This is a genomic window from Streptomyces sp. NPDC094032, assembly GCF_040303965.1.
Lineage (GTDB): Bacteria > Actinomycetota > Actinomycetes > Streptomycetales > Streptomycetaceae > Streptomyces.
The window spans coordinates 153,467-177,738 of record NZ_JBEOUE010000012.1 but is presented as its reverse complement, the minus strand read 5'-3'; the positions used below and the strand labels follow the sequence as shown (position 1 = coordinate 177,738).

The 24,272-nt window shown below is 72.9% G+C and carries 25 protein-coding genes and 1 pseudogene; 9 read left to right on the top strand and 17 right to left on the bottom strand.

Going from position 1 to position 24,272, the window contains the following annotated elements; translation table 11 throughout:
• Nucleotides 1-17: 17 nt before the first annotated feature.
• Both ABTZ54_RS19160 and ABTZ54_RS19155 read right to left on the bottom strand, forming a co-directional pair.
• On the bottom strand, nucleotides 18-713 hold the full coding sequence (locus ABTZ54_RS19160; RefSeq protein WP_351664588.1) for a L,D-transpeptidase: 696 nt from the start codon (nucleotides 711-713) through the stop codon (nucleotides 18-20).
• Between the two features lie 66 nt (nucleotides 714-779).
• Nucleotides 780-2,051, bottom strand: a complete 1,272-nt coding sequence (locus tag ABTZ54_RS19155) for an MFS transporter (RefSeq protein WP_351664586.1) — start codon at nucleotides 2,049-2,051, stop codon at nucleotides 780-782.
• Nucleotides 2,052-2,114: 63 nt separating this feature from the next.
• Here ABTZ54_RS19155 and ABTZ54_RS19150 point away from each other — a divergent pair, with 63 nt between their 5' ends.
• Complete coding sequence (locus ABTZ54_RS19150) at nucleotides 2,115-3,068, top strand: LysR family transcriptional regulator (RefSeq protein ID WP_351664584.1); 954 nt, start codon at nucleotides 2,115-2,117, stop codon at nucleotides 3,066-3,068.
• Nucleotides 3,069-3,075: 7 nt separating this feature from the next.
• On the opposite strand, the gene ABTZ54_RS19145 is transcribed toward ABTZ54_RS19150, so the two are convergent.
• Nucleotides 3,076-3,849, bottom strand: a complete 774-nt coding sequence (locus ABTZ54_RS19145; RefSeq protein WP_351664582.1) for an alpha/beta hydrolase — start codon at nucleotides 3,847-3,849, stop codon at nucleotides 3,076-3,078.
• A gap of 170 nt (nucleotides 3,850-4,019) precedes the next feature.
• Here ABTZ54_RS19145 and ABTZ54_RS19140 point away from each other — a divergent pair.
• A pseudogene (locus tag ABTZ54_RS19140) lies at nucleotides 4,020-5,101 on the top strand (RNA-guided endonuclease InsQ/TnpB family protein).
• Between the two features lie 92 nt (nucleotides 5,102-5,193).
• Here ABTZ54_RS19140 and ABTZ54_RS19135 read toward each other — a convergent pair.
• Nucleotides 5,194-6,000: a GNAT family N-acetyltransferase gene (locus ABTZ54_RS19135; RefSeq protein ID WP_351664580.1), complete on the bottom strand. Its 807-nt coding sequence runs from the start codon at nucleotides 5,998-6,000 to the stop codon at nucleotides 5,194-5,196.
• Nucleotides 6,001-6,105: 105 nt separating this feature from the next.
• Here ABTZ54_RS19135 and ABTZ54_RS19130 point away from each other — a divergent pair, with 105 nt between their 5' ends.
• Together ABTZ54_RS19130 and ABTZ54_RS19125 are read left to right on the top strand one after the other, a co-directional pair.
• Entirely contained in the window at nucleotides 6,106-7,260 is a 1,155-nt protein-coding gene (locus tag ABTZ54_RS19130; RefSeq protein ID WP_351664578.1) for an adenosine deaminase, read from the top strand.
• Between the two features lie 140 nt (nucleotides 7,261-7,400).
• Complete coding sequence (locus ABTZ54_RS19125; protein WP_351664576.1) at nucleotides 7,401-7,835, top strand: hypothetical protein; 435 nt, start codon at nucleotides 7,401-7,403, stop codon at nucleotides 7,833-7,835.
• A 90-nt stretch (nucleotides 7,836-7,925) separates the two neighbouring features.
• Here ABTZ54_RS19125 and ABTZ54_RS19120 read toward each other — a convergent pair whose 3' ends face one another.
• The 5 genes from ABTZ54_RS19120 to afsQ1 all read right to left on the bottom strand — a co-directional run bounded on the left by ABTZ54_RS19120 (nucleotide 7,926) and on the right by afsQ1 (nucleotide 11,793).
• Nucleotides 7,926-8,126: a PspC domain-containing protein gene (locus ABTZ54_RS19120; protein WP_351664574.1), complete on the bottom strand. Its 201-nt coding sequence runs from the start codon at nucleotides 8,124-8,126 to the stop codon at nucleotides 7,926-7,928.
• Between the two features lie 91 nt (nucleotides 8,127-8,217).
• On the bottom strand, nucleotides 8,218-8,733 hold the full coding sequence (locus ABTZ54_RS19115; RefSeq protein WP_351664572.1) for a VanZ family protein: 516 nt from the start codon (nucleotides 8,731-8,733) through the stop codon (nucleotides 8,218-8,220).
• Between the two features lie 158 nt (nucleotides 8,734-8,891).
• A complete protein-coding gene (locus tag ABTZ54_RS19110; RefSeq protein ID WP_351664570.1) occupies nucleotides 8,892-9,524 on the bottom strand; it encodes a hypothetical protein in 633 nt (210 codons plus the stop codon).
• Nucleotides 9,521-11,119, bottom strand: coding sequence for an ATP-binding protein (locus tag ABTZ54_RS19105; protein ID WP_351664568.1), 1,599 nt, complete (start codon nucleotides 11,117-11,119; stop codon nucleotides 9,521-9,523). Before ABTZ54_RS19105 ends, ABTZ54_RS19110 begins: the two co-directional genes overlap by 4 nt.
• Nucleotides 11,116-11,793 (bottom strand): response regulator, encoded by a 678-nt coding sequence (afsQ1, locus tag ABTZ54_RS19100; RefSeq protein ID WP_205628185.1) that lies wholly within the window; start codon nucleotides 11,791-11,793, stop codon nucleotides 11,116-11,118. Before afsQ1 ends, ABTZ54_RS19105 begins: the two co-directional genes overlap by 4 nt.
• Nucleotides 11,794-11,963: 170 nt before the next feature.
• Between afsQ1 and ABTZ54_RS19095 the strand changes: the two genes are divergently transcribed.
• Nucleotides 11,964-12,725, top strand: coding sequence for a SigE family RNA polymerase sigma factor (locus ABTZ54_RS19095; RefSeq protein WP_351664566.1), 762 nt, complete (start codon nucleotides 11,964-11,966; stop codon nucleotides 12,723-12,725).
• Between the two features lie 145 nt (nucleotides 12,726-12,870).
• On the opposite strand, the gene ABTZ54_RS19090 is transcribed toward ABTZ54_RS19095, so the two are convergent.
• Nucleotides 12,871-13,566: a uridine kinase family protein gene (locus ABTZ54_RS19090; RefSeq protein WP_351664564.1), complete on the bottom strand. Its 696-nt coding sequence runs from the start codon at nucleotides 13,564-13,566 to the stop codon at nucleotides 12,871-12,873.
• 52 nt (nucleotides 13,567-13,618) lie between these two features.
• On the opposite strand from ABTZ54_RS19090, the gene ABTZ54_RS19085 reads away from it, so the two are divergent.
• Nucleotides 13,619-14,011, top strand: coding sequence for a hypothetical protein (locus tag ABTZ54_RS19085; RefSeq protein ID WP_351664562.1), 393 nt, complete (start codon nucleotides 13,619-13,621; stop codon nucleotides 14,009-14,011).
• Between the two features lie 58 nt (nucleotides 14,012-14,069).
• On the opposite strand, the gene ABTZ54_RS19080 is transcribed toward ABTZ54_RS19085, so the two are convergent.
• Genes ABTZ54_RS19080 through deoC form a run of 3 tightly spaced genes read right to left on the bottom strand, consistent with a single transcriptional unit; the run spans nucleotide 14,070 to nucleotide 17,354 of the window.
• The gene (locus tag ABTZ54_RS19080; protein ID WP_351664560.1) at nucleotides 14,070-14,960 is read right to left on the bottom strand and encodes an aldehyde dehydrogenase family protein; all 891 of its coding nucleotides are present in this window, start codon (nucleotides 14,958-14,960) and stop codon (nucleotides 14,070-14,072) included.
• Entirely contained in the window at nucleotides 14,953-16,389 is a 1,437-nt protein-coding gene (locus tag ABTZ54_RS19075; protein ID WP_351664558.1) for an aldehyde dehydrogenase family protein, read from the bottom strand. The genes ABTZ54_RS19080 and ABTZ54_RS19075 overlap by 8 nt, the downstream gene beginning before the upstream one ends.
• A 5-nt stretch (nucleotides 16,390-16,394) precedes the next feature.
• Nucleotides 16,395-17,354, bottom strand: coding sequence for a deoxyribose-phosphate aldolase (deoC, locus tag ABTZ54_RS19070; RefSeq protein WP_351664556.1), 960 nt, complete (start codon nucleotides 17,352-17,354; stop codon nucleotides 16,395-16,397).
• Nucleotides 17,355-17,582: 228 nt separating this feature from the next.
• Here deoC and ABTZ54_RS19065 point away from each other — a divergent pair, with 228 nt between their 5' ends.
• From ABTZ54_RS19065 to ABTZ54_RS19055, 3 genes are all read left to right on the top strand, one after another.
• Nucleotides 17,583-17,846 carry a hypothetical protein gene (locus ABTZ54_RS19065; protein ID WP_351664554.1) on the top strand — a complete coding sequence of 88 codons (264 nt, stop codon included), beginning with the start codon at nucleotides 17,583-17,585 and terminating at the stop codon, nucleotides 17,844-17,846.
• A gap of 98 nt (nucleotides 17,847-17,944) precedes the next feature.
• Nucleotides 17,945-18,586 carry a class F sortase gene (locus ABTZ54_RS19060; RefSeq protein WP_351664552.1) on the top strand — a complete coding sequence of 214 codons (642 nt, stop codon included), beginning with the start codon at nucleotides 17,945-17,947 and terminating at the stop codon, nucleotides 18,584-18,586.
• A 34-nt stretch (nucleotides 18,587-18,620) separates the two neighbouring features.
• A complete protein-coding gene (locus ABTZ54_RS19055) occupies nucleotides 18,621-19,268 on the top strand; it encodes a PH domain-containing protein (protein ID WP_351664550.1) in 648 nt (215 codons plus the stop codon).
• 216 nt (nucleotides 19,269-19,484) lie between these two features.
• Here the strand turns inward: ABTZ54_RS19055 and ABTZ54_RS19050 are convergent, their stop codons facing one another.
• The 4 genes from ABTZ54_RS19050 to ABTZ54_RS19035 all read right to left on the bottom strand — a co-directional run bounded on the left by ABTZ54_RS19050 (nucleotide 19,485) and on the right by ABTZ54_RS19035 (nucleotide 24,221).
• Nucleotides 19,485-20,657 carry a putative hexosyltransferase gene (locus ABTZ54_RS19050; protein WP_351664690.1) on the bottom strand — a complete coding sequence of 391 codons (1,173 nt, stop codon included), beginning with the start codon at nucleotides 20,655-20,657 and terminating at the stop codon, nucleotides 19,485-19,487.
• A gap of 253 nt (nucleotides 20,658-20,910) precedes the next feature.
• On the bottom strand, nucleotides 20,911-22,566 hold the full coding sequence (locus ABTZ54_RS19045; RefSeq protein ID WP_351664548.1) for a phospho-sugar mutase: 1,656 nt from the start codon (nucleotides 22,564-22,566) through the stop codon (nucleotides 20,911-20,913).
• Between the two features lie 258 nt (nucleotides 22,567-22,824).
• Complete coding sequence (locus ABTZ54_RS19040) at nucleotides 22,825-23,628, bottom strand: purine-nucleoside phosphorylase (RefSeq protein WP_351664546.1); 804 nt, start codon at nucleotides 23,626-23,628, stop codon at nucleotides 22,825-22,827.
• A gap of 155 nt (nucleotides 23,629-23,783) precedes the next feature.
• The gene (locus ABTZ54_RS19035) at nucleotides 23,784-24,221 is read right to left on the bottom strand and encodes a gamma-glutamylcyclotransferase family protein (protein ID WP_046908459.1); all 438 of its coding nucleotides are present in this window, start codon (nucleotides 24,219-24,221) and stop codon (nucleotides 23,784-23,786) included.
• Nucleotides 24,222-24,272 lie beyond the last annotated feature (51 nt).

Here is a 24,272-nt window from a genome sequence, read left to right as displayed (position 1 = left end):
ACGCGCGGCCGACCGGCTCACGTGCCGGGCTTGCGCCCGTACACGAACACGTCGTCACCGTTCCTGAGCAGATTCCAGTACGCCTTGGCGTCGGCCGACCGCATGTTCACGCAGCCGCCCGAACCCGGCGGATTCCACATGGACTTGGTGGTCGAGTGGAAGGCCTGCCCGCCGTCGAAGAACTGGGCGTACGGCATCGACACGTTGTACAGCGTCGACCAGTGGTTGATGTTGCGCCAGTAGATCTTCTTCGCGCCGGTACGCGTCGGCGTGGCCGCCTTGCCCGTACGCACCGGCACCGGGCCGTACTTGAGCCGGGACCCGTCCTGGATCCAGGTCAGCTGCCGCGTCAGGTCGACACAGGCGATCCGCCCCTTGTTCGTCGGACACCTGCCGTCCTTGTTGGGATTGGTTCCGGCCGCCCGCTGCGCCAGCATCGTGGACATCGTGCGCCAGGTGACCGTCCCGGCGTAGCCCGCCGACGGCGTGATGCCGTGCTTGAGCTGGAAGCCCTGGATCGCCTTGCAGTCGGCGAGCGACTGGCGCCCGTCGACCGGCCGGCCCAGGAACTTCTCCACCTGCTTCTGGTACGGACCGGTCGTCGCGGTGCAGGACGCCGCCGCCGCCGGCCCGCTGCCGAGCGCCACCGTGACCGGAACCACCAGCGCGGTGACCGCGAGGCCGATGCCGGCCCTCCTCCGTATCGCATTCATGATCGTCAACTCCCCCTTGAGTCCTGCCTCTTACGACGTCCGGGGGAGCCGAACAGTTGCGGTCGCTCAGCAGGCGATCCGCAGGCGGCGGGCCTCGACCCGGCGCGCCTCGACCCGCGCGCTGTGCGAGCCGTAGAGGGTGACCGACACGACGCCGAGCACCGCCACCAGACCGATCAGGACCGTCCCGGCCCAGCCGCCCGCGTGGAAGGCCACCGCGCCGAGCGTGCCGCCCGCGCTGCTGCCCAGGTAGTACGCCGACTGGTAGAGCGCCGAGGCCTGCGCGCGGCCCGTCTTCGCGGTACGGCTCACCGAGGAGGAGGCCACCGCGTGCCCGGCGAAGAAGCCGGCCGTGATCAGCACCAGGCCCGCGAGGACGGCGGGCAGCGTGTCGGCGAGCGAGAGCAGCAGGCCCGCCGTCGTCGTGGAGACGGCCAGGTACAGCGCCCCGCGCCGCCCGAGCCGGCCGACCAGCTTCCCGGCGGCGGCCGAGGAGACCGTACCCACCAGGTAGACCAGGAAGATCGAGCCGATCACGCCCTGCGGCAGCGAGAACGGCGCCTCGACCAGGCGGTAGCCGATCACCGTGTACACCGCGCCGAACACCGTCATGAACAGCGCGCCGATCACGTACAGCCGCATCAGCAGCGGGTCCGCGAGATGACCCCGTACGGTCCGGCCCAGCGCCCTCGGGTTCAGCGAACCGGGCGTGAAGTGCCGGGCCCTGGGCAGCAGCGCCCGGAAGGCGACCGCGCAGACCACGGCCAGCACGCCGACGGCGGCCAGACCCGCCCGCCAGCCCCACAGCTGCGCGATCCAGCCGGTGACGATCCGCCCGCTCATGCCGCCGATCGAGTTGCCCGCCACGAAGAGACCGATCGCGGCGATCAGCGCCTTCGGCCGCACCTCCTCGGCGAGGAAGGCCATGGCCGAGGCCGGCACACCGGCCAGCGCCGCGCCCTGCACCGCGCGCAGCACGACCAGGCTCTCCAGGCTGGGGGCGAGCGGCACGAGCAGCCCGACGCCCACGGCGACCGCGAGCGAGGCCGTCATCATCGAGCGCCGCCCGAAGCGCTCGGACAGGGCGCTGAGCGGCAGGACGCACAGGGCGAGCGCGCCGGTCGCGGCGGAGACCGTCCAGGAGGCCGCCGACGCGGAGGCGCCGAACTCGGCCGAGACGGCGGGCAGGAGGGCCTGGGTGGAGTAGAGGAGGGCGAAGGTGGCCACTCCCGCGGCGAACAGCGCGAGGCTCATCCGGCGGTAGCCGGGGACACCGGGGGAGAGACGGGAATCGGCGGCCGGGCTGGTGGCGGCCGCCTTGGTACTGGCGGAAGGCATGTACACGAACGTAGGACGACCCAGTTCATGCGTCCAATGCACGGAACTGCTGTAATCGTTCCCATGCTGCATGAGTACAGGTCACAGCCTCGCCTGTCACCGAACAGTAACGAAGAAGACATGGGACTGCTGCTCGCGCCCCGGCTCGCCTACTTCGCCGCCGTCGCCCGGCACGAGCACGTCACCCGGGCCGCCGCCGAGATGGGCGTCCCCCAGTCCACCCTTTCCCGCGCCGTGGTCCGGCTCGAAGAGGACCTCGGCGTCGCCCTCTTCGCCCGCCGCGGCCGCACCGTCTCGCTCACCCCGGCGGGCCGCCGCTTCCTCGCCTCCGCCGAGCGCGCGCTCGCCGAGGTCGAGAAGGCCGCCGACTCGGTACGCGCCGACGCCGACCCCACCGCGGGACGGGTCGCCTTCGGCTTCCTGCACACCATGGGCTCCGAGACCGTCCCCGGACTCCTGCGCGCCTTCCGCGTCGACCACCCCAGGGTCCGCTTCACCCTCGTGCAGAACTACGGCGAGGCGATGATCGAACGCCTCCGCGCGGGCGAGCTCGACCTCTGCCTGACCTCACCCGTCCCCGACGCCCCCGACCTCGTCGCCCGCCGCCTCGACGAACAGCGCCTGCGCCTCGTCGTCCCCGACGACCACCGCCTCGCGGGCCGCAAGCGCATCCGCCTCGCCGAGGCCGCCGACGAGACCTTCGTGACCCTGGAACCCGGCTACGGGCTGCGCCGCATCACCGACGACCTGTGCGCCCAGGCCGGGTTCACGCCCCGGATCGCCTTCGAGGGCGAGGAGGCCGAGACCCTGCGCGGCCTGGTCGCCGCGGGGCTCGGCGTCGCCCTGCTGCCCCCGCCCGCGGTCGCCCGCCCGGGCGTCGTCGAACTGGGCGTGACCTCCCCGCGCGCGGTCCGCGAGATCGGCGTGGCCTGGCTCGACGGCCACCCGGACACGCCCCCGGTCGCCGCCTTCAAGAAATTCCTCCTGGGCAAACGAGGCACCCTGCTCCCGGAGTGAGGCCGTCCTACCGCAACGACCGTCCGAACCCGGCCGCCAACGGCATCCGCAGCCCCAGCGGCGGCGGCGCGGCCATCGCGTCCGCGAGCGGCCGGCTCTGTGGCCGCGCGAACAGCGTGGACAGCACGAAGTCGGCCGCCAGCGCCCCGACTTCGTCCTGGTACTGGCGCAGCCCGTGCCCGTCGGCGTGCACCTCGAAGCGGCAGGTGTCCCGGTTGGACTTCTTGGCCCGCTCGGCGAAGCGGTAGGACAGCTCGGGGTCGGTCCGGGAGTCGTTCGTGCCGTGCACGATCAGCACCCGCCGCCCGACCAGCTGCCGCACCGGCTCCGGCTCGGCCGCCCGGTCCTCCTCGGGCAGCCACGGCGCGAGCGCGAGCACCGCCGCCACCGCCGGGTGCCCCGCCGCCCGCAGGGCCGCCCGCGCCCCCATCCCGCGCCCCAGCAGACACACCGGCACGTCCCCGTACCGCCGCACCGCCTCGGACACCGCCCAGGAGGCGTCCTCGGCCAACTGCGCGTCCGTCCCGTTCCACCCCCGCCCCCGGTACCGGACCACATGCGCGACCAGCCCCTCGGCCCGCCCCGCCCGCGCCAGCCGCCGCGCCAGCGGCACCGCCGCCGCGCGCGCGAACGCCGAGGGCCCCCGCGCCGAGGAGTCCTCCCCGTCCGGGAGCAGCAGAACCACCCCGCCCGCCTCGGTGACCGGGTTCGCCGCTCCTGCGGGCCGCCCGAGCCGGGGTCTCCGGGAGCCGGCCGTTCCTACGAGTGCGTAGTGCGCCATGACGGAACAGTCTCAGAAGTGGAGGTGTACGACACCCCTACGTGCGGTCAATTGAGTGTGAAGGTTGCCCAGTCTTCAGATCGCCGCAAGCTGCACGTAGTCGACCACTCTTTCGGGGGCCACCGCGAGATCGTCCGGACAGGGCAAGCGAAGCCGGATACCGTCGCCGCATGACCGACCCGCCCAACGCCCTTACCGGACATGTCCGGTGGACATTCCGTCTGCGGGTGTCCTCGACAGCGCTCGCCGCGCTGTCGGGTGAGTGGGGTCGCAGCCGCTGGGTCTGGAACGAGTGCGTCGCCCAGGCCGGGACGTGCGGGCCCGTGCGGCTCGACCGCATGCTGACCGAGGCTCGAGCGCGCGTCCCGTGGTTGCGGGAAGGATCGTCGGTCGTGCAGCAGCAGACCGTCCGTGACTTCGGAAAGGCACGCGCGAAGGCGCTCAAGGACATCGCGGAGGGTCTGCCCGTGGCCCGCCGGGCCGGGACGCCCAGGTACAGGAAGCGGCATGGAGCTCTGCCGAGCCTGAACTACACGCGACGCGGCTTCCGATTGAAGGACGGACGTCTTCATCTCGCCGGAGGGATCGTGCTGACCGTGGTGTGGTCGCGCTCGCTGCCCACACCTCCTTCCAGTGTCCGGGTGCTCCGCGACACCCTGGGGCACTGGTACGCCTCGTTCGTCGTCGCGGCCCAGGTGGAGCCGTTGCCCACGACCGGGCGGGTGATCGGCGTGGACTGGGGAGTGAGGGAGACGGCGACCACCACGTCCGATGACCACGATCTGCCCCACGCCGAGCATGGGCAGAATGCGCGGGTGCGGCTGACCCGGTACGACCGGATGATGGCCCGCCGCCGGCCGAAGGCCGGGCAGCCCGCGTCGGCCGGGTACCGCGAAGCGAGGCGGCTGCGGGCCAAGGCGTACAAGAAGGCCGCGCGTCAGCGCGAGGACACGGCACGCAAGTGGGCCAAGCGGGTCGTCCGTGACCATGACGCCCTCGCCGTCGAGGACTTCAGACCGAAGTTCCTCGCCAGGAGCACCATGGCGAGGAAGGCCGCGGACGCCGCCATCGGCGCCACCAAGAAGGCCCTGATCGAGATGGGGCACAAGCACGGCCGCTGAGGATGCGCATCTACACCTGCGCCGCGTGCGGAGTCTCGTCCCGTCGGGACAAGAACTCCGCCCACGTGATGCTCCTCCGGGCAGGTTTGGACCCGGTCGGTGTCGAGGACCCAAGACCTTCCGGGACGTAGTCCCAGGAGGCTGTCCGAGCCGGAAATCCCCACGCCGTCCCGGGTGGGGAGCATTCAATGTTACGTATCGCTCGGCCGAACGTCCGTACGCCTCAGGTCCGTTCGAAGCAGTGCACGCTGCCGACCGGGACGAAGCCCCGGCGGGCGTACCAGTGGCGGGGCCAGTCGTCGGTCAGGGCGATCAGGAAGCGGGTGGTGCAGCCGGCCTCGGCGGACAGGCGGAGGGCGGTGTCCAGGACGACGCCCGCGTGGCCCTGGCCGAGGTGGGACGCGGCCGTGACGAGGTCCTCGATCTGGGCGACGCCGGTGGCCGGGTCCAGGTAGAGGTCGGCCCAGGAGGCCGGTTCGCCCCACGTGTTGTGCGAGGCGAGGAAGCGGACGTCGGGGGCGCCGCGCAGGCGGGCCGAGCGGCGCTCCACCAGGGTGCGGATCACCTCGTCGGGGGCGTCGGGCAGGAAGCGCCGCTGGCTCTCGGTGAGCGGGCCGCGCAGGGTCGGGAGGCCGACCTCGCGGGCTCCGCCGCGTTCGGGGAGCGGGCCCTCGTGGCGCATCACGACCGTGCGCGTGAGGGTGTACCCGGCCCGGGCCAGCGGGCCCGCGCACGCCTCCCCGGTCGCCGCGTCCAGCACGTACACCGCGCGGTGCGCCAGCGGGGCCATGGCCGCGTCCACGTGGCCGGGCAGCGCCTCGGGGTCGGTCGGCCCGTCGATCAGGACGTAGTTGTTGCCGTAGGACAGCGCGTACGTGTCGTCCAGGGCCGCGAAACCGCCGGGTACCGGGACGGTCCGCTCCGCCTGCCGCCGGGTGAAGGAGGACAGGAAGGCGTGGATCCGGCGCAGTTCCTCGGGGTCGGCGGGGTCGGCGGGGTCGGGCTTCGGGGTGGCGGCGGCGGGAGGCATACGGCCAGGCTAGGGCGGGCGGGGGCCCGGCCGCACGGAATTCCGCGCCCCTGGATACGGCGCGAAAGGGGCGCGCTCTACGCGCGTAGGCGCTAGAGTGCCGAAATGACGAGCCAGATCCCCAGCACCCCCGCCGCGGACCAGATCCGCCGCGCCCCGAAGGTGCTTCTCCACGACCACCTCGACGGTGGGCTGCGCCCCGGCACGATCATCGAACTCGCCCGTGCCCAGGGCTACGAGAGCCTTCCCGAGACCGAGCCCGACAAGCTGGGCGTCTGGTTCCGGGAGGCCGCCGACTCCGGCTCCCTGGAGCGCTACCTGGAGACCTTCGCGCACACCTGCGCCGTCATGCAGACCCGCGAGGCCCTGGTCCGGGTCGCCGCCGAGTGCGCCGTCGACCTCGCCGAGGACGGCGTCGTCTACGCGGAGGTCCGCTACGCCCCCGAGCAGCACCTGGAGGGCGGCCTCACCCTGGAGGAGGTCGTCGAGGCGGTCAACGAGGGCTTCCGCGAGGGCGAGCGGCTTGCCCGGGCGAACGGCCACCGCATCCGGGTCGGCGCCCTGCTCACCGCGATGCGGCACGCCGCCCGCGCCCTGGAGATCGCCGAGCTGGCCAACCGCTACCGCGACACCGGGGTCGTCGGCTTCGACATCGCGGGCGCCGAGGCGGGCTTCCCGCCCACCCGGCACCTGGACGCCTTCGAGTACCTGAAGCGGGAGAACAACCACTTCACCATCCACGCCGGCGAGGCCTTCGGCCTCCCGTCGATCTGGCAGGCGCTCCAGTGGTGCGGCGCCGACCGGCTCGGCCACGGCGTGCGGATCATCGACGACATCGAGGTCGCCGACGACGGCTCGGTCACCCTCGGCCGGCTCGCCGCGTACGTGCGGGACAAGCGCATCCCGCTGGAGATGTGCCCCACCTCCAACCTCCAGACCGGCGCCGCCGACTCGTACAAGGAGCACCCCATCGGGCTGCTCCGCAAGCTGCACTTCCGTGCCACCGTCAACACCGACAACCGGCTGATGAGCGGCACCAGCATGAGCCGTGAATTCGAATTCCTTGTCGAGGCATTCGACTACACGCTCGACGACATGCAGTGGTTCACTGTCAATGCGATGAAATCAGCGTTCATTCCTTTCGATGAACGCCTCGCGATGATCAATGATGTGATCAAGCCCGGCTATGCCGAGCTGAAGTCCGAATGGCTGTTCCAGCAGACGGCCACGACCAGCGAGTCTTCCCGCCAGGCGGGCTGACCGCCACCTCAGGAGGACCATCGGGGCGGCCGGGCCCACCACGCCCGGCCGCCTTTCGGTGTTTGCGGCGGGGACTTTCGCTGATTAGTTTGCGTAGCCACTCTGCATTCCCCACTGAGATTCCTGAGGAAGATTTTCTGATGAAGCAGTCTGCCGCCAAGACGCTCGGTGTCGCCGCCCTCGGTGCCGCTTTCGCCGCTGCCGCCGCCGGTACGGCCTCCGCCACCGCGCTGCCGCTCGTCGGCACCGACGCGCTCGGCACGGTCACCAGCGTCGTGCCGCTCGGCGAGGACGTGACCGACCTCCCCTCCGGCGTCGCCGAGACCCTCGGAGCCGGCCAGGGCGCCCTGAACCTCGGCGCCGAGCAGGGCATCGGGACCCTCCCGCAGATCGCCGACCAGGCCGGCAAGGCCCTCCCGCCGGTCACCGAGCAGGCCACCAAGGTCCCGATGGACGGCGTGCAGACCGGCCTCGCCCACACCCCGGCCGGCCAGCTCACCGGTCTTCTCGGCGGCCTCCCGGTCGGCCAGCTCACCGGCGGCCTGCCGCTGAACGGCCTCCCGCTCGGCGGCTGACCCCCGGAGGTCACCGGCCACCGCCGTACACACGCCTGAGGGCGCCCACCCCGGACCGGGATGGGCGCCCTCAGGCACGTACGCGTCCGCCTACCAGGCGGCGCTCGTCGACTTCTCCTCCGGCAGCAGCACCCACAGCGCCAGATAGAGCAGGAACTGCGGGCCGGGCAGCAGACACGACACCAGGAAGATCAGGCGCATCGTCCCCGAGGAGATGCCGAAGCGCCGTGCCAGCGCCGCGCACACTCCGCCGATCATGCGTCCTTCACGGGGGCGGGCAAGTGCGGCCATGGTGGGCTCCTTCGGAGTCTCGCGGGGGCCGCTTCGTCGGGCCCCCGATGTGACTCCATCCTCGCCCCGGACCCCGGGACGAAGCGTCGGTCTACGGGGCGATCCCGACCCTGGGAATCGTCGGGGTCACCCCCTGCGGGGAACGCCCCCGCCTCCTCCCAGAGGAGGAGCGCACCCCCGACCTGCGGCGCAGCCGCGCCCGCCCGGCCGGGACGAGCAGCAGATGGGCGAGGGCCACGCCCGCCGTGTTCAGGAGCACCGAGTCCACGTCCACGACCTGCCCGGGCACCGCCGTCTGCAACAGCTCGATCACCGTCGACAGCAGCGCCCCCGCCGCCGTCGTACGGGCAAGGGACGCCCACGGCGACACGGAGAGCCGCCCGTCGGCCATCGGCAGCAGCACCCCCAGCGGGGCCAGGAGCAGCAGCCCCCCGGCGATCCGCCGGGCCGCCTCGGCCGGGCCGAGCGCCAGATCCACCCTGATCCCGGCCAGCGGGGTCAGGTTCGGCGCGGTCACCCAGGCCACGTCCCGTGGGCGGAGCGCCACCCAGGCGACGAACAGCAGATGGGCGAGGAGGAGGGCGAACCCCGCCACGCGCACGACCATGGCGGCACTGCCGCCCGAACTGCCGGAATCACCCGAACCTTGACGCTGCACGCCCCCCAAGACGCACACCCCGGCGGAATCGGTTCCGCCGCCCCGAAGAACGAGGTCAGGGACGCGATGCACCCCGATGAGGAAGCCGCGCCCGCCCCTGCCCGTACTCAGGAAGCCGTAGGTGCCGTAGGGGTCGTCTGCACCGTCGAGTCCGGGCGCTCCTTCAGCTCCTGCGTGCACCGGTAGCGCCGCGGCTCGTACGGGCCGGGGCCGCCGAGCACCACGGTGTCGCCGCCCGCGCCCGCCGCGCTCTCCGCGAAGGTGCAGACGATCTGCGCGAACGCCGTCGGCGGCAGGTCCTCCGGCTGACGGCTCAGCCGCAGCGTGCCCTTCGGGTCGCCCCGGTGGCCGCCGGCCACCACCAGCGGGCCCTTCACGGCCGTCGCGAACCCGGCCTGCCGCTCCTCCTCCGACGGCTCGCTCTCCAACTGCGCGAGCAGCGCCGAAGCCGTGCGTACGGGATCGCCGACGGCCTTCTCCTCCGGCAGCGGCGAGCGGCGTTCCACCCGCTCCAGCTGCGCCCCGCACAGCAGGTACACGCGCAGCGGCACGCCCTGCGTCCCGGCCGCCTCCGCGCCGCCGGTCACGTCGCACGGCACCCGCGTGGGCGCGGCGCCCGCGTCCACCGGCACCGAGGTCGTCCTGATCCCGCAGCCGGAGACGAGCCCGGCGGCCAGGGCCACGCCCATGACCAGCAGGGCACCCCCGCGGCGGTGACGGCCGTTCCGACTGGGGCTCAACGCTCCTCCACCTCGCCCTGGCTGCTACGGGTCCGCAGCTCCCGCGCGACCCCGGAGGCGTCCCGGGGAAGCCGCAGTACGAACACCGCGCCGTCCACCCGGCCCTCCTCGTCGGTCGAGTTGGCGGCGGTGATCGAACCGCCGTGGATCAGCGCGTTCTCCATGGCGATGGACAGGCCGAGGCCGCTGCCCTCGGAGCGGGGCCGGGACGCGCTCGCCTTGTAGAAGCGGTCGAAGACATGCGGCAGGACCTCGACGGGGATGCCGGGCCCGTGGTCGCGCACCGCGATCACCAGATCCTCCCCGTACTCGCGCTCCTCGCCGTCACCGGCGGTGGCGGCGGGCTGATCGGCCCCCTCGGCCCGCTCGGCCGGCTCCGTCCGCACCGACACCCGCACCGGCGAACCGCCGTGCTTGAGCGCGTTGCCGATCAGGTTCGCCAGGATCACGTCGAGCCGCCGCGGGTCGAGCCGCGCCACGATCCCGCGCTCGGCGTCCAGGTCCACCGCGTCCAGCCAGGCCCGCGCGTCGATGCACGCGGTGATCTGGTCGGCGATGTCCACGTCGTCGAGGACCAGCCGGGCGGTGCCCGCGTCGAAGCGGGTCACCTCCATCAGGTTCTCCACCAGGTCGTTGAGCCGCCGGGTCTCGCTGACCACCAGCGCCACCGCCGGGGCGATCATCGGGTCGAGCGAGTCCTGCTCGTCCTCAAGGACCTCCGTGACGGCCGTCAGCGCGGTCAGCGGGGTGCGCAGCTCGTGCGACATGTCGGCGACGAAGCGACGGCTCGACTCGTCCCGGGCGCTCATGTCCGCGACCCGCTTCTGGAGGGATTCGGCCGCGCTGTTGAACGTACGGGAGAGATCGGCCAGTTCGTCGGTGCCGGAGACCTGGAGGCGGGTGTCCAGCTTGCCCTCGCCGAGCTGCCGGGCGGCCTCGCCGAGCCGCTGCACCGGCCGCAGCACGGTGGCGGCGGCGACCTGCGCGAGCAGCACCGAGCCGATCACCGCGAGCCCGGTGGCGATCCCGAGGGACCAGGAAAGGGAGTTGAGGTCGGCCTTCTCCGCGGCGAGCGACTTGAACATGTAGCCGGTAGGCCCGCCGCCGTCGATCTTCGTCCCGCCGACCAGGTACGGCGTCGAACCGCGCTGGGTCCGCTGCCAGAACAGGTGGTACGGGTAGGGGTTGGCGTCCGTCACGGGCCGCTTGGTCTCCACCGCGGTCTGCAGCGGACGCGGCACGTCCGCGAGGGTGAAGGCGTCCGGGTCGGAGGCGCCGACGATCGGCTTGCCCGCGTCCCGCTCACCGATGAGCAGCACGCTGTAACCGGCGCTGCCGCTCGCCATCTGCTCGGCGGTGCGCCGCAGCTCCTCCTCGGTGGGCCGCGGCGGCAGCGTGGCCGCCCGGTTCTGCATCTCCTGCCGGAAGTCGTTCAGCGCCCCGTTCTGGGTGCGGGTGAGCACCGCCTCGCGGTTGAGCCAGTACGCGATGCCGGAGGCCGCGGCGGCGGCGGTGAGCGCGACGAGGGCGAACACGACGACGAGCCGGAGCCGCAGGCTGGTGAGCCGGAGCCCCGCGATGATCCCCTTGGTCACGCAGGGACGTCCAGCCGGTAGCCGACGCCCCGCACCGTACGGATCAGGGTCGGCGAGGACGGCACGTCCTCGACCTTGGCGCGCAGCCGCTGCACACAGGCGTCCACCAGGCGCGAGTCGCCCAGGTAGTCGTGCTCCCACACGAGCCGCAGCAACTGCTGGCGCGACAGGGCCTGCCCGGGCCGCCGGCTCAGCTCCAGGAGCAGCCGCAGCTCGGTCGGGGTGAGCTGGAGGTCCTCGCCGTTCTTGGTGACGGTCATCGCGGAGCGGTCGATGACCAGCGAGCCGAAGCTGGCCGAGTCGGTGGACTCGCGCTCGCCGCGCCGCAGCACGGCCCGGATCCGGGCGTCGAGCACCCGGCCCTGGACGGGCTTGACCACGTAGTCGTCGGCACCGGACTCCAGGCCCACGACCACGTCGATGTCGTCGCTGCGGGCCGTGAGCAGGATGATCGGCAGCTGGTCCGTACGCCGGATCCGGCGGCACACCTCGAAGCCGTCGATGCCGGGCAGCATCACGTCCAGCACGACCAGGTCGGGCCGCTGTTCCTTGAGCAGCTTCAGGCCGTCCTCTCCCGTCGCCGCGGTGGCCACACGGTGGCCCTGGCGTGACAGGGAGAGTTCGAGGGCCGTGCGGATGGCGTCGTCGTCCTCGATCAGCAACAGGAAAGGCACGGGCTCATTCTGTCCCATCAGGCCGTCGGAGTTCGACCGTCCGGTGGGGCCGGGGTGCGACGCCCCGCCTGTGACACGCCTGTGACAGTCGGCGGACACCCCGATGATGTCGACCGGGCAGGCTTCTCGACATCAAGGACCTACGGACTCCGAACGACGGGGGGCGCGGAATGAACGCACTGCACAGCACCACCTCAAGCGCAGTTGTCACGCGCCTCCACGACGTCAGCCGGAGCTCGGAGAAGTCCGGCGCGGTTGGGGGCACCTCCCTGCTCGAGCGAAGCCGAGAGCTCGGGGGAGGACGGGGGTGCGTTCGCAGCGTCGGGCGTCAGCACAAGGCGCCGTACATGGTCGCCGTGGCTGACGGGGCAGCGGTGTACGGGGAGGTCACGGGGGAGCGCTCCTCATGTTCGGAGGCCGAGTTCACGGCCTACGTCCAGGAGCGCCGGGCCTCCCTGTACGCCACCGCCTACCACCTGACCGGTGACCGTTTCGAGGCCGAGGACCTGCTGCAGAGCGCGCTGTTCTCGACGTACCGGGCGTGGGACCGGATCAGCGACAAGGCCGCGGTCGGCGGTTATCTGCGGCGCACCATGACCAATCTGCACATCAGCGCCTGGCGCCGGCGCAAGCTCAACGAGTACCCGACCGAGGAGCTCCCGGAGACGGTGGGCGAGACGGACGCGATGCGGGGCACCGAGCTGCGCGCGGTCCTGTGGCAGGCCCTGGCCCGGCTGCCCGAGCCCCAGCGCACGATGCTGGTGCTGCGCTACTACGAGGGCCGTACGGATCCGGAGATCGCGGAGATCCTGGACATCAGTGTCGGCACGGTGAAGTCGAGCATCTGGCGCTCGCTGCGAAGGCTGCGCGAGGACGAGGTGCTGAGCTTCGGCCGTGACGAGGAGGAGTCCTTCGGCGAGCTTGTCGCCTGAGGGCGGTACGGGGGAACGTACGGGGGACGTACGGGGGAACGTACGGGGGTACGGGGAAAACGGCGAGGGCCGGACAGGATCGGGGGATCCTGTCCGGCCCTCGGCGCGTGTGGGCGGCGATTCCGCGTGTCAGCGCGTCAGCGTGTCAGCGGGTCGCCGGCGTGCGGCGGCGGCCGGCCGCGGCGGCGGCCAGGCGGCCGAGGGCCTCGTCCTTGCCGCAGGGGTGGGCGCCCAGGGCGGTCTGGCGGGCGACGATCGTGCGCTCGGCGCGCATCAGGCGCCAGCCCCGGCGCAGCAGGAAGGGGACCGACTTGCGGCCCTCCTTCAGGTCGCGCAGCAGCCGGCGCCGGAACGTGGTCGACGGGCGGCCGCGCAGGCAGAGCGCGTCGGCGAGGACGCCGAGCTCACGGCAGCGCTCGACGATGTCGGCGGCGAAGATGCCCTCCGCGACGAACAGCGGGGTCCGCTCGATGTCGAGCGTCTCCTGGTCCACGCGCGAGCTGGTGGAGATGTCGTACACGGGCACGGCCGTCCGGCCGGTGCGGCAGAGCTCGACGATCGCGGCGACCGCCCCGTCCCCGTCCCAGGAGCGTGGGGAGTCCCAGTCGATGTCCGCGCTGCCCTCGACCAGCGGCAGCGTGGGGTCGTCGGCCTCCTTGTAGAAGTCGTCGAGGCGCAGCACCGGCAGTCCGGTGACGGCGGCGAGGGACGACTTGCCGGAGCCTGAGGGGCCCGCGAGCAGGACGACCCGGGTCGGGATCGGTTGGGAACTCACGGGACACCAGTGTGAACCATTACCCCGTAAAGGGGACCACCGAGGCGGCCCGTTGGTATCGAGCATCACACCTCCACTACTGTCCGTACCCGCCCGCTCACTCCTCGGAAGGATCTCCATGGCCCGTCACGCAGAATCCAGGACCCCCCGTCGCAGCGCCCTGCTGAAGGCCGGTCTCACCGTCACAGCGGCCGGCGCGGCCGTGTTCGGCGTGAGCGGCGCGGCGCAGGCCGCCGAGGGGGTGGCCCTGCCGCTGCCGGCCGACTCGCTGACGCAGGTGGACGGTGCCGCGGCCCTGACGGGCGTCGGCCACGGTGTCGCGCCGCTGACCCGGCTCCAGCTCGACCCGCTGGCGAAGACGGGCGTCGACCCGCTCGACAACGGCCTCGGCACCCAGATCGCCGACTTCAAGCCGGTCGGCACCAACCTGCTCACCGACCACGTCACCAAGGGCGGCGCGCTGGCCGACCTGCCGGTCGTGGGGCCGCTGACGCAGGGGCTGCTTCCGTAACCGCGTACGCGTACGCCGACGGCCCCCGGGAGATCCCGGGGGCCGTCGGTCGCACCGCCTAGTACGAGGAGCCGGACGCGCCCAGCGAACCCGTGGGGTGCCAGACCGTCTTCGTCTCCAGGAACGCGGTCATGCGGTCCGTGCCCGGGGACGCGGTGAAGTCCTCGGTACGCGGGCGCAGGACGCGCTTCAGGTTGTCCGCCGCCGCGATCTCCAGCTCGCGCGCCAGCTCGGCGCCCGCTCCGGTCAGGTCGATCGCGTTGACGTCCTGGTGGGCCGCCAGGTGCGGGCCCATCTCGGACGCCTTGCCGGAGAGCAGGTTGACCACGCCGCCCGGCAGGTCGGAGGTGGCCAGCACCTCGCCCAGGGAGAGCGCGGGGAGCGGGGCCTTCTCGCTGGTGACGACGACCGCCGTGTTGCCGGTCGCGATGACCGGGGCGATCACCGAGACCAGGCCGAGGAAGGACGACTCCTGCGGGGCGATCACGGTGACGACACCGGTCGGCTCCGGGGTCGACAGGTTGAAGTACGGGCCCGCGACCGGGTTGGCGCCGCCCACGACCTGGGCGATCTTGTCGGTCCAGCCCGCGTACCAGACCCAGCGGTCGATCGCCGCGTCGACGACGGCCGCCGCCTTCGACTTCGACAGGCCCTCGGCCTCGGCGACCTCGCGGACGAACTGGTCCCGGCGGCCCTCCAGCATCTCGGCGACGCGGTAGAGGATCTGGCCCCGGTTGTAGGCCGTCGCGCCCGCCCAGCCGCCGAAGGCCTTGCGGGCGGCGACGACCGCGTCACGGGCGTCCTTGCGGGAGGAGAGCGGCGCGTTGGCCACCCAGTTGCCCTTGGAGTCCGTCACCTCGTACACCCGGCCGCTCTCGGAGCGGGGGAACTTGCCCCCGACGTACAGCTTGTAGGTCTTGAAGACGCCAAGACGGGTCGCGTCAGACATCGAGGTAGGCCTCCAGACCATGACGGCCGCCCTCGCGGCCGAAGCCCGACTCCTTGTAGCCGCCGAAGGGCGAGGTCGGGTCGAACTTGTTGAACGTGTTGGCCCAGACGACCCCGGCGCGCAGCTTGTTGGCGACCGCGAGGATCCGCGAGCCCTTCTCCGTCCAGATGCCCGCCGACAGGCCGTACTGGCTGTTGTTGGCCTTGGCGACGGCCTCGTCGGGGGTACGGAAGGTCAGCACCGACAGGACCGGGCCGAAGATCTCGTCGCGGGCCACGGTGTGCGCCTGCGTGACGCCCGTGAAGAGCGTCGGGGCGAACCAGTAGCCGGCCGAGGGCAGTTCGCAGGGGGCCGTCCAGCGGTCGGCGCCCTCCGCGTCGCCGCGCTCCACGAGCGAGGTGATGCGGGCCAGCTGCTCGGCCGAGTTGATCGCGCCGATGTCGGTGTTCTTGTCGAGCGGGTCGCCCAGGCGCAGGGTGCTCAGACGGCGCTTGAGGGAGTCCAGCAGCTCGTCCTGGATCGACTCCTGGACCAGCAGACGGGAGCCCGCGCAGCAGACCTGGCCCTGGTTGAAGAAGATGCCGTTGACGATGCCTTCGACGGCCTGGTCGATCGGGGCGTCGTCGAAGACGATGTTCGCGCCCTTGCCGCCCAGTTCGAGCGTGACCTTCTTGTCGGTGCCCGCGATCGAACGCGCGATGGCCTTGCCGACCGCGGTCGAACCGGTGAAGGCGACCTTGTTCACGTCCGGGTGCTCGACCAGGGCCGCGCCCGTGTCCCCGTACCCGGGAAGGATGTTGACGACACCCTTGGGAAGGCCCGCCTGGCGGCAGATGTCCGCGAAGAACAGGGCGGAGAGCGGAGTGGTCTCGGCCGGCTTCAGGACGACCGTGTTGCCGGTCGCCAGGGCCGGGGCGATCTTCCACGCCAGCATGAGCAGCGGGAAGTTCCACGGGATGACCTGGCCGGCCACGCCCAGCGGGCGGGGGCTCGCGCCGTAGCCCGCGTGGTCCAGCTTGTCGGCCCAGCCCGCGTAGTAGAAGAAGTGCGCGGCGACCAGCGGGAGGTCCGCGTCGCGGGTCTCCTTGATCGGCTTGCCGTTGTCCAGGGTCTCCAGGACGGCCAGCTCGCGGCTGCGCTCCTGGATGATCCGGGCGATCCGGAAGAGGTACTTGGCGCGCTCGGAGCCGGGCAGCGCCGACCACTTCTCGAAGGCCTTCCGCGCCGCCTTCACCGCGCGGTCCACGTCCTCGGCGCCCGCCTGGGCGACCTCGGACAGGACCTCCTCGGTGGAGGGGGAGACGGTCTTGAAGACCTTGCCGTCGGCCGCGTCGACGAACTCGCCGTCGATGAACAGGCCGTAGGAGGGCGCGATGTCGACGACGGACCGGGACTCGGGCGCCGGCGCGTACTCGAATGCAGATGCCATGTTGATCAGTCCACCGTCACGTAATCGGGGCCGGAGTAGCGGCCGGTCGCCAGCTTCTGACGCTGCATCAGCAGGTCGTTGAGCAGGCTGGAGGCACCGAAGCGGAACCAGTGGTTGTCCAGCCAGTCCTCGCCGACGGTCTCGTTGACCAGGACCAGGAACTTGATGGCTTCCTTGGTGTTGCGGATGCCGCCCGCGGGCTTCACGCCGATCTGGACGCCGGTCTGGGCGCGGAAGTCGCGCACGGCCTCCAGCATCAGGAGCGTGTTGGCGGGGGTGGCGTTGACCGCGACCTTGCCGGTCGAGGTCTTGATGAAGTCCGCGCCCGCCATCATGCCGAGCCAGGAGGCGCGACGGATGTTGTCGTACGTGGAGAGCTCGCCCGTCTCGAAGATCACCTTCAGGCGCGCGCGGTCGCCGCACTCCGCCTTGATCGCGGCGATCTGCTCGTAGACCTTCAGGTAGTGGCCGGCGAGGAAGGCGCCACGGTCGATGACCATGTCGATCTCGTCGGCGCCCGCGGCGATGGCGTCGGCGGTGTCGGCCAGCTTCACCGGCAGCGCGGCGCGCCCGGCCGGGAAGGCGGTGGCGACCGAGGCGACCTTGACGCCGGAGCCCGCGACGGCGGCCTTGGCGGTGGCCACCATGTCGGGGTAGACGCAGACGGCGGCGGTCGTCGGGGTCGCGCGGTCGGTCGGATCGGGGTGGACGGCCTTGGCGGCGAGCGCCCGGACCTTGCCCGGGGTGTCCGCGCCTTCGAGCGTCGTCAGGTCGATCATCGAGATGGCCAGGTCGATGGCGTAGGCCTTGGCCGTGGTCTTGATCGAGCGGGTACCGAGGGACGCGGCGCGCGCCTCCAGGCCGACGGCGTCGACGCCGGGCAGCCCGTGGAGGAAACGGCGCAGCGTGCTGTCGGACGCGGTCACGTCGGCGAAAGCGTGTGCTGCGGTTGCAGTGGTGGGCATGGTCACCAGTCGAGCATATCTACGCGCGTAGCGGCCTGTACAGGGGGCCGCTCGGACGAGCGTGCGAAAGCGCAGGTGGGTGCGGGGGAGGGGTGGGGCGGGTGAGCTCTGTCACATGCCTGTGACATGGAGTGGACAGCTCCAGAACGGCGGGTCCATAGCGTTGCTCCCGCAGCCCGCGGGAACGACGCTCCCGCCCCCACCACCTGACCGCCCTCGGGAGCCGTCATGCGCACCGCCCTCCGCACCGCCCTCGCCACCGCCCTCCTGGCGGGCCTCGCGATCCTCCCGGTCGCCGCCTCCGGAACCGCCTTCGCGGCGGACGGCCGGACCGCCGTGGCGACCGAGGGCGGGGGCGCCGCCGGTGCCGAGCTCGGCAGCGTCGAGCGGGGCAACGACACCGCACTGCTCGCCTCCGGCGCCGGAGCCGCCGTGGTCGTCGCGGGTCTCGGCCTCACCGCGCCTCGGCGCCGGGCCGGGGCCCGGGGCTGACACCGGTCCGTACCTCCCGTACCCGTCACATCCCGCACCCGTCGGCGGGCCGCCCCTCCTCCTCGGCGGCACCCCGCACCCCTCGCCGGAGCCCGCCCATGAACCGCCGCCGTCCCCGTCCCCGTCCCCGCCCCCTCCCGCTCGCCGTGGCGAGCTGCGCCGTCGTCGCGGTCGCGGGCTGTGCCGCGCCCCAGGTGTCCCAGGGGTCGGCCGGCCCGGCGCCCCGGGTGTCCGCGACCGCCGCGCCCGCGCCCGCCGGGCAGCTCGCCGCCGAGCCCCTGCCGCGCTCGAAGCCGGTGCGGGTGCGGGTGCCCGCCGCCGGGGTCGACGCGGGGCCGCTGCTGAGCCTCGGGGTCGACGCGGACGGCACGGTCCAGGTGCCCCCGGTCGCCCAGGCCGACCGGATCGGCTGGTACGACAAGGGCGTCACGCCCGGCGAGACCGGCCCCGCCGTGCTGATCGGCCACTTCGACACCGCCGAGGGGCCCGCCGTCCTCAAGGACGTGGCGCGGATCCGCGTCGGCGACCGCGTCACCGTCACCCGCGCCGACGGCACCGACGCCGTCTTCCGGGTGCGCGAGCTGGAGCAGGTCGACAAGAAGGCCTTCCCGACCCGCAAGGTGTACGGGGACACCCGGCGGCCCGAGCTGCGGCTGATCACCTGCGGCGGCGAGCTGGTCGACGGACACCGCCCCGACAACATCGTCGTGTACGCCGATCTGCTCACCCGAGCCGCGTGAGCCGAATGGGGAGCGCTGAGGCACAATCGGCCCCATGACGACCCCCGAGCCGCCCTCCCAGCAGCCCTCCGAGCCCGCCTACGCCGATCGCGTCTTCCGGTCCGGCGCGGGCATCGCGGGCGGGGTCACCCTGCTCGTCCTCGCCGCGCTCCTCGGCGGCGACTCGCTGCTCCGGGGCGAGGGCCGGGTCCCGTGGATGTCGCTCGCCGGTCTTGTCCTCGTGATCCCGCTGATCGTCGCCTTCACGATCCGGCCCGCCGTCTTCGCCAACGAGGAGCGGCTGCGGATCCGCAACCCGTTCCGCACGATCGTGCTGCCCTGGGGCGCGGTCGCCGACATCCGGGCCGGCTACTCCAGCGAGGTCTTCGGGCAGGACGGCACCAAGTACCAGCTGTGGGCCATCCCGGTCTCCCTGCGCCAGCGCAAGCGCGCCGCCCGCAAGGCCGCCCGCGCCTCCCAGGACGACCCGCACGGCCGCTCGTCGACCACCGCCGACGTCACCGACTCCAAGGCCAGGACCGCCCCCGCCGACCAGACCGTCGCCGACCTGCGCGACATGGCCGAGCGCTGCGGCGGGCGCCCCGAGGCGCAGGGCGAGCCGCAGATCCGCTGGGCGTACGAGATCCTCGCCCCCGCGGCGGCCGGACTCGTGCTGCTCGTCGTGCTCTGGGCGACCGGCTGAGCGGCTGACGGGTTGACCGGGCAGTCGTACACCCGAACGGCCGAGGGCCGGGTGAGCACTTCACGGTGCGCACCCGGCCCTCGGCCGTTCCGGCGGGTCCGGTACGGGATCGGGGTCTCACGGCGATGCGGCCCCGAGCCTCACGGCGATGCGGCCCCGAGCCGCACGGCGATGCGGCCCCCGGCCCCACGGCGGCCCGGCCCCAGTCCCGGCGCCTCACGGCGGCCCCTGCCACACCAGCAGCATGTACCCCCCCAGCCACGCCGAGGACAGGGCCGCCCCGGCCAGCACCAGGGCGGCGGCCGGGCGGCGCGCGCGGGCCAGGGCCAGGGCCACCGGCAGGAGCAGCGGGAAGCCGGGTACCAGGAAGCGGGCGCGGGGGAAATAGACACCGCCGCTCCCCATGACGACCAGCAGCAGCACCCCCGTGAAGACCAGCAGCGGCAGCGGCTGCCGGTCCGTCAGGCACAGCAGGAACAGCCCGGCGGACACCAGGAGGACCAGCGAGACCACCACCAGGAACAGGGGCGGCTGGCGGGAGTGGAGCAGCAGCCCGCGCAGGGTCCGCAGGGTGTACGCGCCGCCGTCCCACTGGTTGGTCCACGTCCGCTGCACCGCGAAGTAGCCGTCCCAGCGGCCCAGCCGCACCCCCACCCAGGCCACGAAGCCGAGCCAGCCCAGCGGGGCCGCGAGGGCGGCCGGCAGGGCCCGGTGTTCGCCGCGCCGGGCGGCGAGCAGGGCCCCCGCCGACACCGCCGCCGCGACCGCGACGCCGGTCGGCCGGGTGAGGCCCGCTGCCACCGCGAGCCCCGCCGCCCACGCCCAGCGGCCGCTCAGGACGGCGTACAGCGCCCAGGCGGCGAGCGCCGTGAACAGCGACTCGGTGTAGCCCATCCACTGCACCACCGCGACCGGCAGCGCCCCCCACAGCACCGCCAGGAACGTGCCCGTACGGCGCCCGTGCAGCCGGTCGCCGACGGCGAAGATCCCCCAGGCGGCGACCAGCGAGCAGGCCCACGCGAGCACCAGGCCGACGGAGGCGCGCGAGCCCGGGGTGACCGCTGCGAAGGCCTTGATGAGCAGCGGGAACAGCGGGAAGAACGCCAGGTTGTCATGGTGGCCGGGGCCGCCGAGCGCGCGGTCGTAGCCGTGGTCGGCGATGCCCAGGTACCACCCCGAGTCCCAGGAGGTCGCGAGCACCGGCCACACCCCGTGGCCCTTGAGGTGCGTCCAGTGGGCCAGCACCAGGAGCCCGAGGAGGCGTACGGCCAGATAGCCGAGGAGCGCCGGGGCCGCGTGCCGCAGCGGTCCGGACAGCCGCCGGTCCGGCGCGGGGGCGGGCCCGCGTGCGGTGGGGACGGTACGGCGGGGGGTCAGCTGGGACGGCACAGGGAACACCGGGTCACTCTCGCCCCGGCCGCCCCGCGCCGGGGCGCGCCTTACGTCACCTGCCGTACCCGGTTCACCCGAAAGGGGAGCCGGGTGGCGCGGGCTCCCGTGAATCCCGGAGGGCCCGTACGGAATCGTCCGCATGGCCTCCCGTGAACGCCGCAGGGCCCGTACGGAAACGATCCCGTACGGGCTCCCGGGAACGCCCGAGGGCCCGTACGGAATCGTTTCCGTACGGGCCCTCGGGGAACGGCTACAGACCGGCGGCCTCCGCCAGGTCCTTCTTGATCGCGGCCAGCACCTCGGCGCCGGTCGCGCGGGCCGTCGCGAGACCGCTCGCGTCGGCGACCGGGACCACGACCTCCAGGTAGCACTTGATCTTCGGCTCGGTGCCGGACGGGCGGACGATCACCCGGGCCTTGTACGCGCCCTCCAGGTGGTAGCGCAGGCCGTCGGTCGGCGGCAGCGACTCCGTGCCCTTCGCCAGGTCCTCCGCCGAGACGACCGTCAGGCCCGCCAGGCGCACCGGCGGCCGCTCGCGCAGCGCCGCCATCGCGTTGGCGATGATGCTCAGGTCCTGCACGCGCACCGACAGCTGGTCCGTGGCGTGCAGCCCGTGGGCCACCGCGAGGTCGTCCAGCAGGTCGCTCAGGGTGCGGTCCTGCTCCTTGAGCACCGAGGCCAGCTCGGCGATGAGCAGCGCCGCCGTGATGCCGTCCTTGTCGCGGACGCCCTCCGGGTCGACGCAGTAGCCGAGCGCCTCCTCGTACCCGTACCGCAGGCCCTCGACGCGCGCGATCCACTTGAAGCCGGTCAGCGTCTCCTCGTACCCGACGCCCGCCGCCTCGGCGATCCGGCCGAGCAGCGAGGACGACACGATCGACTCGGCGAACACGCCCGTCGCGCCCTTGTGCACCAGGTGCGCCGCGAGCAGCGCGCCGACCTCGTCGCCGCGCAGCATCCGCCAGCCGCCCTCGACGGACGCGTCCGGCACGGCCACCGCGCAGCGGTCGGCGTCCGGGTCGTTGGCGATGACGATGTCGGGGTCCACGGCCCGGGCCGCCTCGAAGGCGAGGTCCATGGCACCCGGCTCCTCCGGGTTGGGGAACGCGACCGTCGGGAACGCCGGGTCCGGCTCCGCCTGCTCCGCGACCAGCGCGGGCGGCGGGAAGCCGTGCCGTGCGAAGGCCGCCGTCAGGACGTCCTTGCCGACGCCGTGCATGGCCGTGTAGACGGTCCGTACGGTACGGGGGGAGCCGGGGGTCAGCACGGCGTCCGTACGCGCCAGGTACGCCTCCAGGACCTCGTCGCCGAGGGTCTCCCAGCCGGCCTCCGGGCGGGGCACGTCGGCGAGCGCGCGCACCGCGGCGATCTCGGCGGCGATCTCCACGTCGGCCGGCGGCGTGATCTGGGAGCCGTCGCCCAGGTACACCTTGTAGCCGTTGTCGCGCGGCGGGTTGTGGCTCGCGGTCACCTCGACGCCCGCGACGGCGCCCAGGTGCCTTATGGCGTACGCGAGGACGGGCGTCGGCAGCGGGCGCGGCAGCACCGCGGCGCGCAGCCCGGCGCCGGTCATCACGGCGGCGGTGTCGCGGGCGAAGTCGGCGGACTTGTAGCGGGCGTCGTAGCCGACGACGACGAGGCCGCCGTCCTGGCCCTTCGCCTTGAGGTACGCGGCGAGTCCGGCGGCCGCGCGGATGACCACGGCGCGGTTCATCCGCATCGGGCCCGCGCCCAGCTCGCCGCGGAGTCCCGCGGTGCCGAACTGGAGCGTGCCGGCGAAGCGCTCGGCGAGCTCGTCGACGGCACCTCGGTCCAGGAGCGCGGCGAGCTCCTCGCGGGTCTCCGGGTCGGGGTCCTCGGCGAGCCACGCCTGGGCCCGGGCGAGGAGGTCGTCCTGCGTCGTCACGGTGGTGTGCCTTTCGGGGAGTGCGGGCGGGAGGGGCGGGGCTGTTCTTCCCCACCCCGCCCCTTCCCGTAACCAGGGGCTCCGCCCCCGGACCCCCGCGCCTCAAACGCCGGCGGGGCTGAAGATCCGGAGATCCGGGCCCCGGGTGGGGCTCTCCCCCCCCGGCTGAAGATCCGGGCGATTCCAGCCCCGCCGGCGTTTGAGGCGCGGGGTCTGGGGCGGAGCCCCGGTTCGGGAAGGGGCGGGGTGGGGAAAGGATCAGATCCGGTCCAGGACCCGCGTCAGGAGCTCGCCCATGCGGGACGCCGAGTCGCGGCCCGCCTGGAGGACCTCCTCGTGGTTCAGCGGCTCGCCCGAGAGCCCCGCGGCGAGGTTGGTGACCAGGGAGATGCCCAGGACCTCGGCGCCCGCCTCACGGGCCGCGATGGCCTCCAGGACGGTGGACATGCCGACCAGGTCGCCGCCCATGACGCGGACCATGTTGATCTCGGCCGGGGTCTCGTAGTGCGGGCCGGGGAACTGGACGTACACGCCCTCCTCCAGCGTCTCGTCGACCTCCTTGCACAGCGCGCGCAGCCGCGGCGAGTACAGGTCGGTGAGGTCGACGAAGTTGGCGCCGACGATCGGGGACGCGGCCGTCAGGTTGAGGTGGTCGCTGATCAGGACCGGCTGGCCGGGGCGCATGCCCTCGCGCAGGCCGCCGCAGCCGTTGGTCAGGACGACGGTCTTGCAGCCCGCGGCGACGGCGGTGCGCACGCCGTGGACGACGGAGGCGACGCCGCGGCCCTCGTAGTAGTGGGTGCGGCCGAGGAAGACCAGGGCGCGCTTCTCACCGATCTTGTACGAGCGGACCTTGCCGCCGTGGCCCTCGACGGCCGGCGGCGGGAAGCCGGGCAGCTCGGTGACGGGGAACTCGGCCTCGGGGGCGCCCAGCGCGTCGACGGCCGGTGCCCAGCCGGAGCCCATGACCAGGACGACGTCGTGGTTCTCGACTCCGGTCAGCTCGCGAAGGCGCGTGGCAGCGGCCTCGGCGGCCTCGTACGGGGTGGCAGTTGCGTTCACTGGCTCTCTCGCCTCGGGGAGGGGGGTCCGAGGGGAGCCCCGGACGGATTTGATACGCGCAGCAGCCTAGCCGGAGAATCCCTACGCGCGTAGATGACGTTGCGGACGGAGCTGCGATCGTTGTCTTGTCGTTTCCGACAAACAAGCCGCCCGGCTCAGCACGGGCGCTTGCGCAGCTCCATCACGTAGTCGTGCGGCGCGCCGGCCGACTCCGCCGCGTCGGCGACCTCGCCCAGGTAGCGGGCGGAGGGCAGCCCGCCCTCGTACGCGTTGAGCACGTACACCCAGGCCGGCTCCTCGCCGTCCAGGGTGTGCACCCGCACCCGCATCCGCCGGTAGATGTCGAGGCCGACGCCCTCCCAGCGGTCCAGCGAGTCCTCGTCCATGGGCGCGATGTCGTACAGGGCGACGAAGACCTGGGAGCGCGGCGCCTCCACGATCGTGGCCAGCGCACCCTCCCAGCCCATCTGCTCCCCGCCGAAGGTCAGACGCCAGCCGTTCAGCCAGCCGGTGCCGCGCAGCGGCGAGTGCGGTGCGCGGCGGGTCATGAGCCGCGCGTCGAGGTTGCCGGCGTAGGCGGCGTAGAGCGACATGGGACCGAGGGTACGGGAGGGGGCGGGGTGGATGACGAAGTCCGTGGTAGG

Bases quoted from the DNA above. Each gene is read 5' to 3' on its own strand.
- ABTZ54_RS19115 (WP_351664572.1), bottom strand. From the start codon at position 8,733: ATGGTCGTGCGCGTGGCGGGGTTCGCCCTCCTCCTCGCCCATCTGCTG.
- ABTZ54_RS19065 (WP_351664554.1), top strand. From the start codon at position 17,583: ATGCGCACCGCCCTCCGCACCGCCCTCGCCACCGCCCTCCTGGCGGGC.
- ABTZ54_RS19080 (WP_351664560.1), bottom strand. From the start codon at position 14,960: ATGTCTGACGCGACCCGTCTTGGCGTCTTCAAGACCTACAAGCTGTAC.
- ABTZ54_RS19125 (WP_351664576.1), top strand. From the start codon at position 7,401: ATGAAGCAGTCTGCCGCCAAGACGCTCGGTGTCGCCGCCCTCGGTGCC.
- ABTZ54_RS19155 (WP_351664586.1), bottom strand. From the start codon at position 2,051: ATGCCTTCCGCCAGTACCAAGGCGGCCGCCACCAGCCCGGCCGCCGAT.
- ABTZ54_RS19060 (WP_351664552.1), top strand. From the start codon at position 17,945: ATGAACCGCCGCCGTCCCCGTCCCCGTCCCCGCCCCCTCCCGCTCGCC.
- ABTZ54_RS19085 (WP_351664562.1), top strand. From the start codon at position 13,619: ATGGCCCGTCACGCAGAATCCAGGACCCCCCGTCGCAGCGCCCTGCTG.
- ABTZ54_RS19150 (WP_351664584.1), top strand. From the start codon at position 2,115: ATGCTGCATGAGTACAGGTCACAGCCTCGCCTGTCACCGAACAGTAAC.
- ABTZ54_RS19035 (WP_046908459.1), bottom strand. From the start codon at position 24,221: ATGTCGCTCTACGCCGCCTACGCCGGCAACCTCGACGCGCGGCTCATG.
- ABTZ54_RS19135 (WP_351664580.1), bottom strand. From the start codon at position 6,000: ATGCCTCCCGCCGCCGCCACCCCGAAGCCCGACCCCGCCGACCCCGCC.
- deoC (WP_351664556.1), bottom strand. From the start codon at position 17,354: ATGCCCACCACTGCAACCGCAGCACACGCTTTCGCCGACGTGACCGCG.
- ABTZ54_RS19075 (WP_351664558.1), bottom strand. From the start codon at position 16,389: ATGGCATCTGCATTCGAGTACGCGCCGGCGCCCGAGTCCCGGTCCGTC.
- ABTZ54_RS19130 (WP_351664578.1), top strand. From the start codon at position 6,106: ATGACGAGCCAGATCCCCAGCACCCCCGCCGCGGACCAGATCCGCCGC.
- ABTZ54_RS19095 (WP_351664566.1), top strand. From the start codon at position 11,964: ATGAACGCACTGCACAGCACCACCTCAAGCGCAGTTGTCACGCGCCTC.
- ABTZ54_RS19120 (WP_351664574.1), bottom strand. From the start codon at position 8,126: ATGGCCGCACTTGCCCGCCCCCGTGAAGGACGCATGATCGGCGGAGTG.
- ABTZ54_RS19090 (WP_351664564.1), bottom strand. From the start codon at position 13,566: ATGCTCGATACCAACGGGCCGCCTCGGTGGTCCCCTTTACGGGGTAAT.
- ABTZ54_RS19145 (WP_351664582.1), bottom strand. From the start codon at position 3,849: ATGGCGCACTACGCACTCGTAGGAACGGCCGGCTCCCGGAGACCCCGG.
- ABTZ54_RS19160 (WP_351664588.1), bottom strand. From the start codon at position 713: ATGAATGCGATACGGAGGAGGGCCGGCATCGGCCTCGCGGTCACCGCG.
- ABTZ54_RS19055 (WP_351664550.1), top strand. From the start codon at position 18,621: ATGACGACCCCCGAGCCGCCCTCCCAGCAGCCCTCCGAGCCCGCCTAC.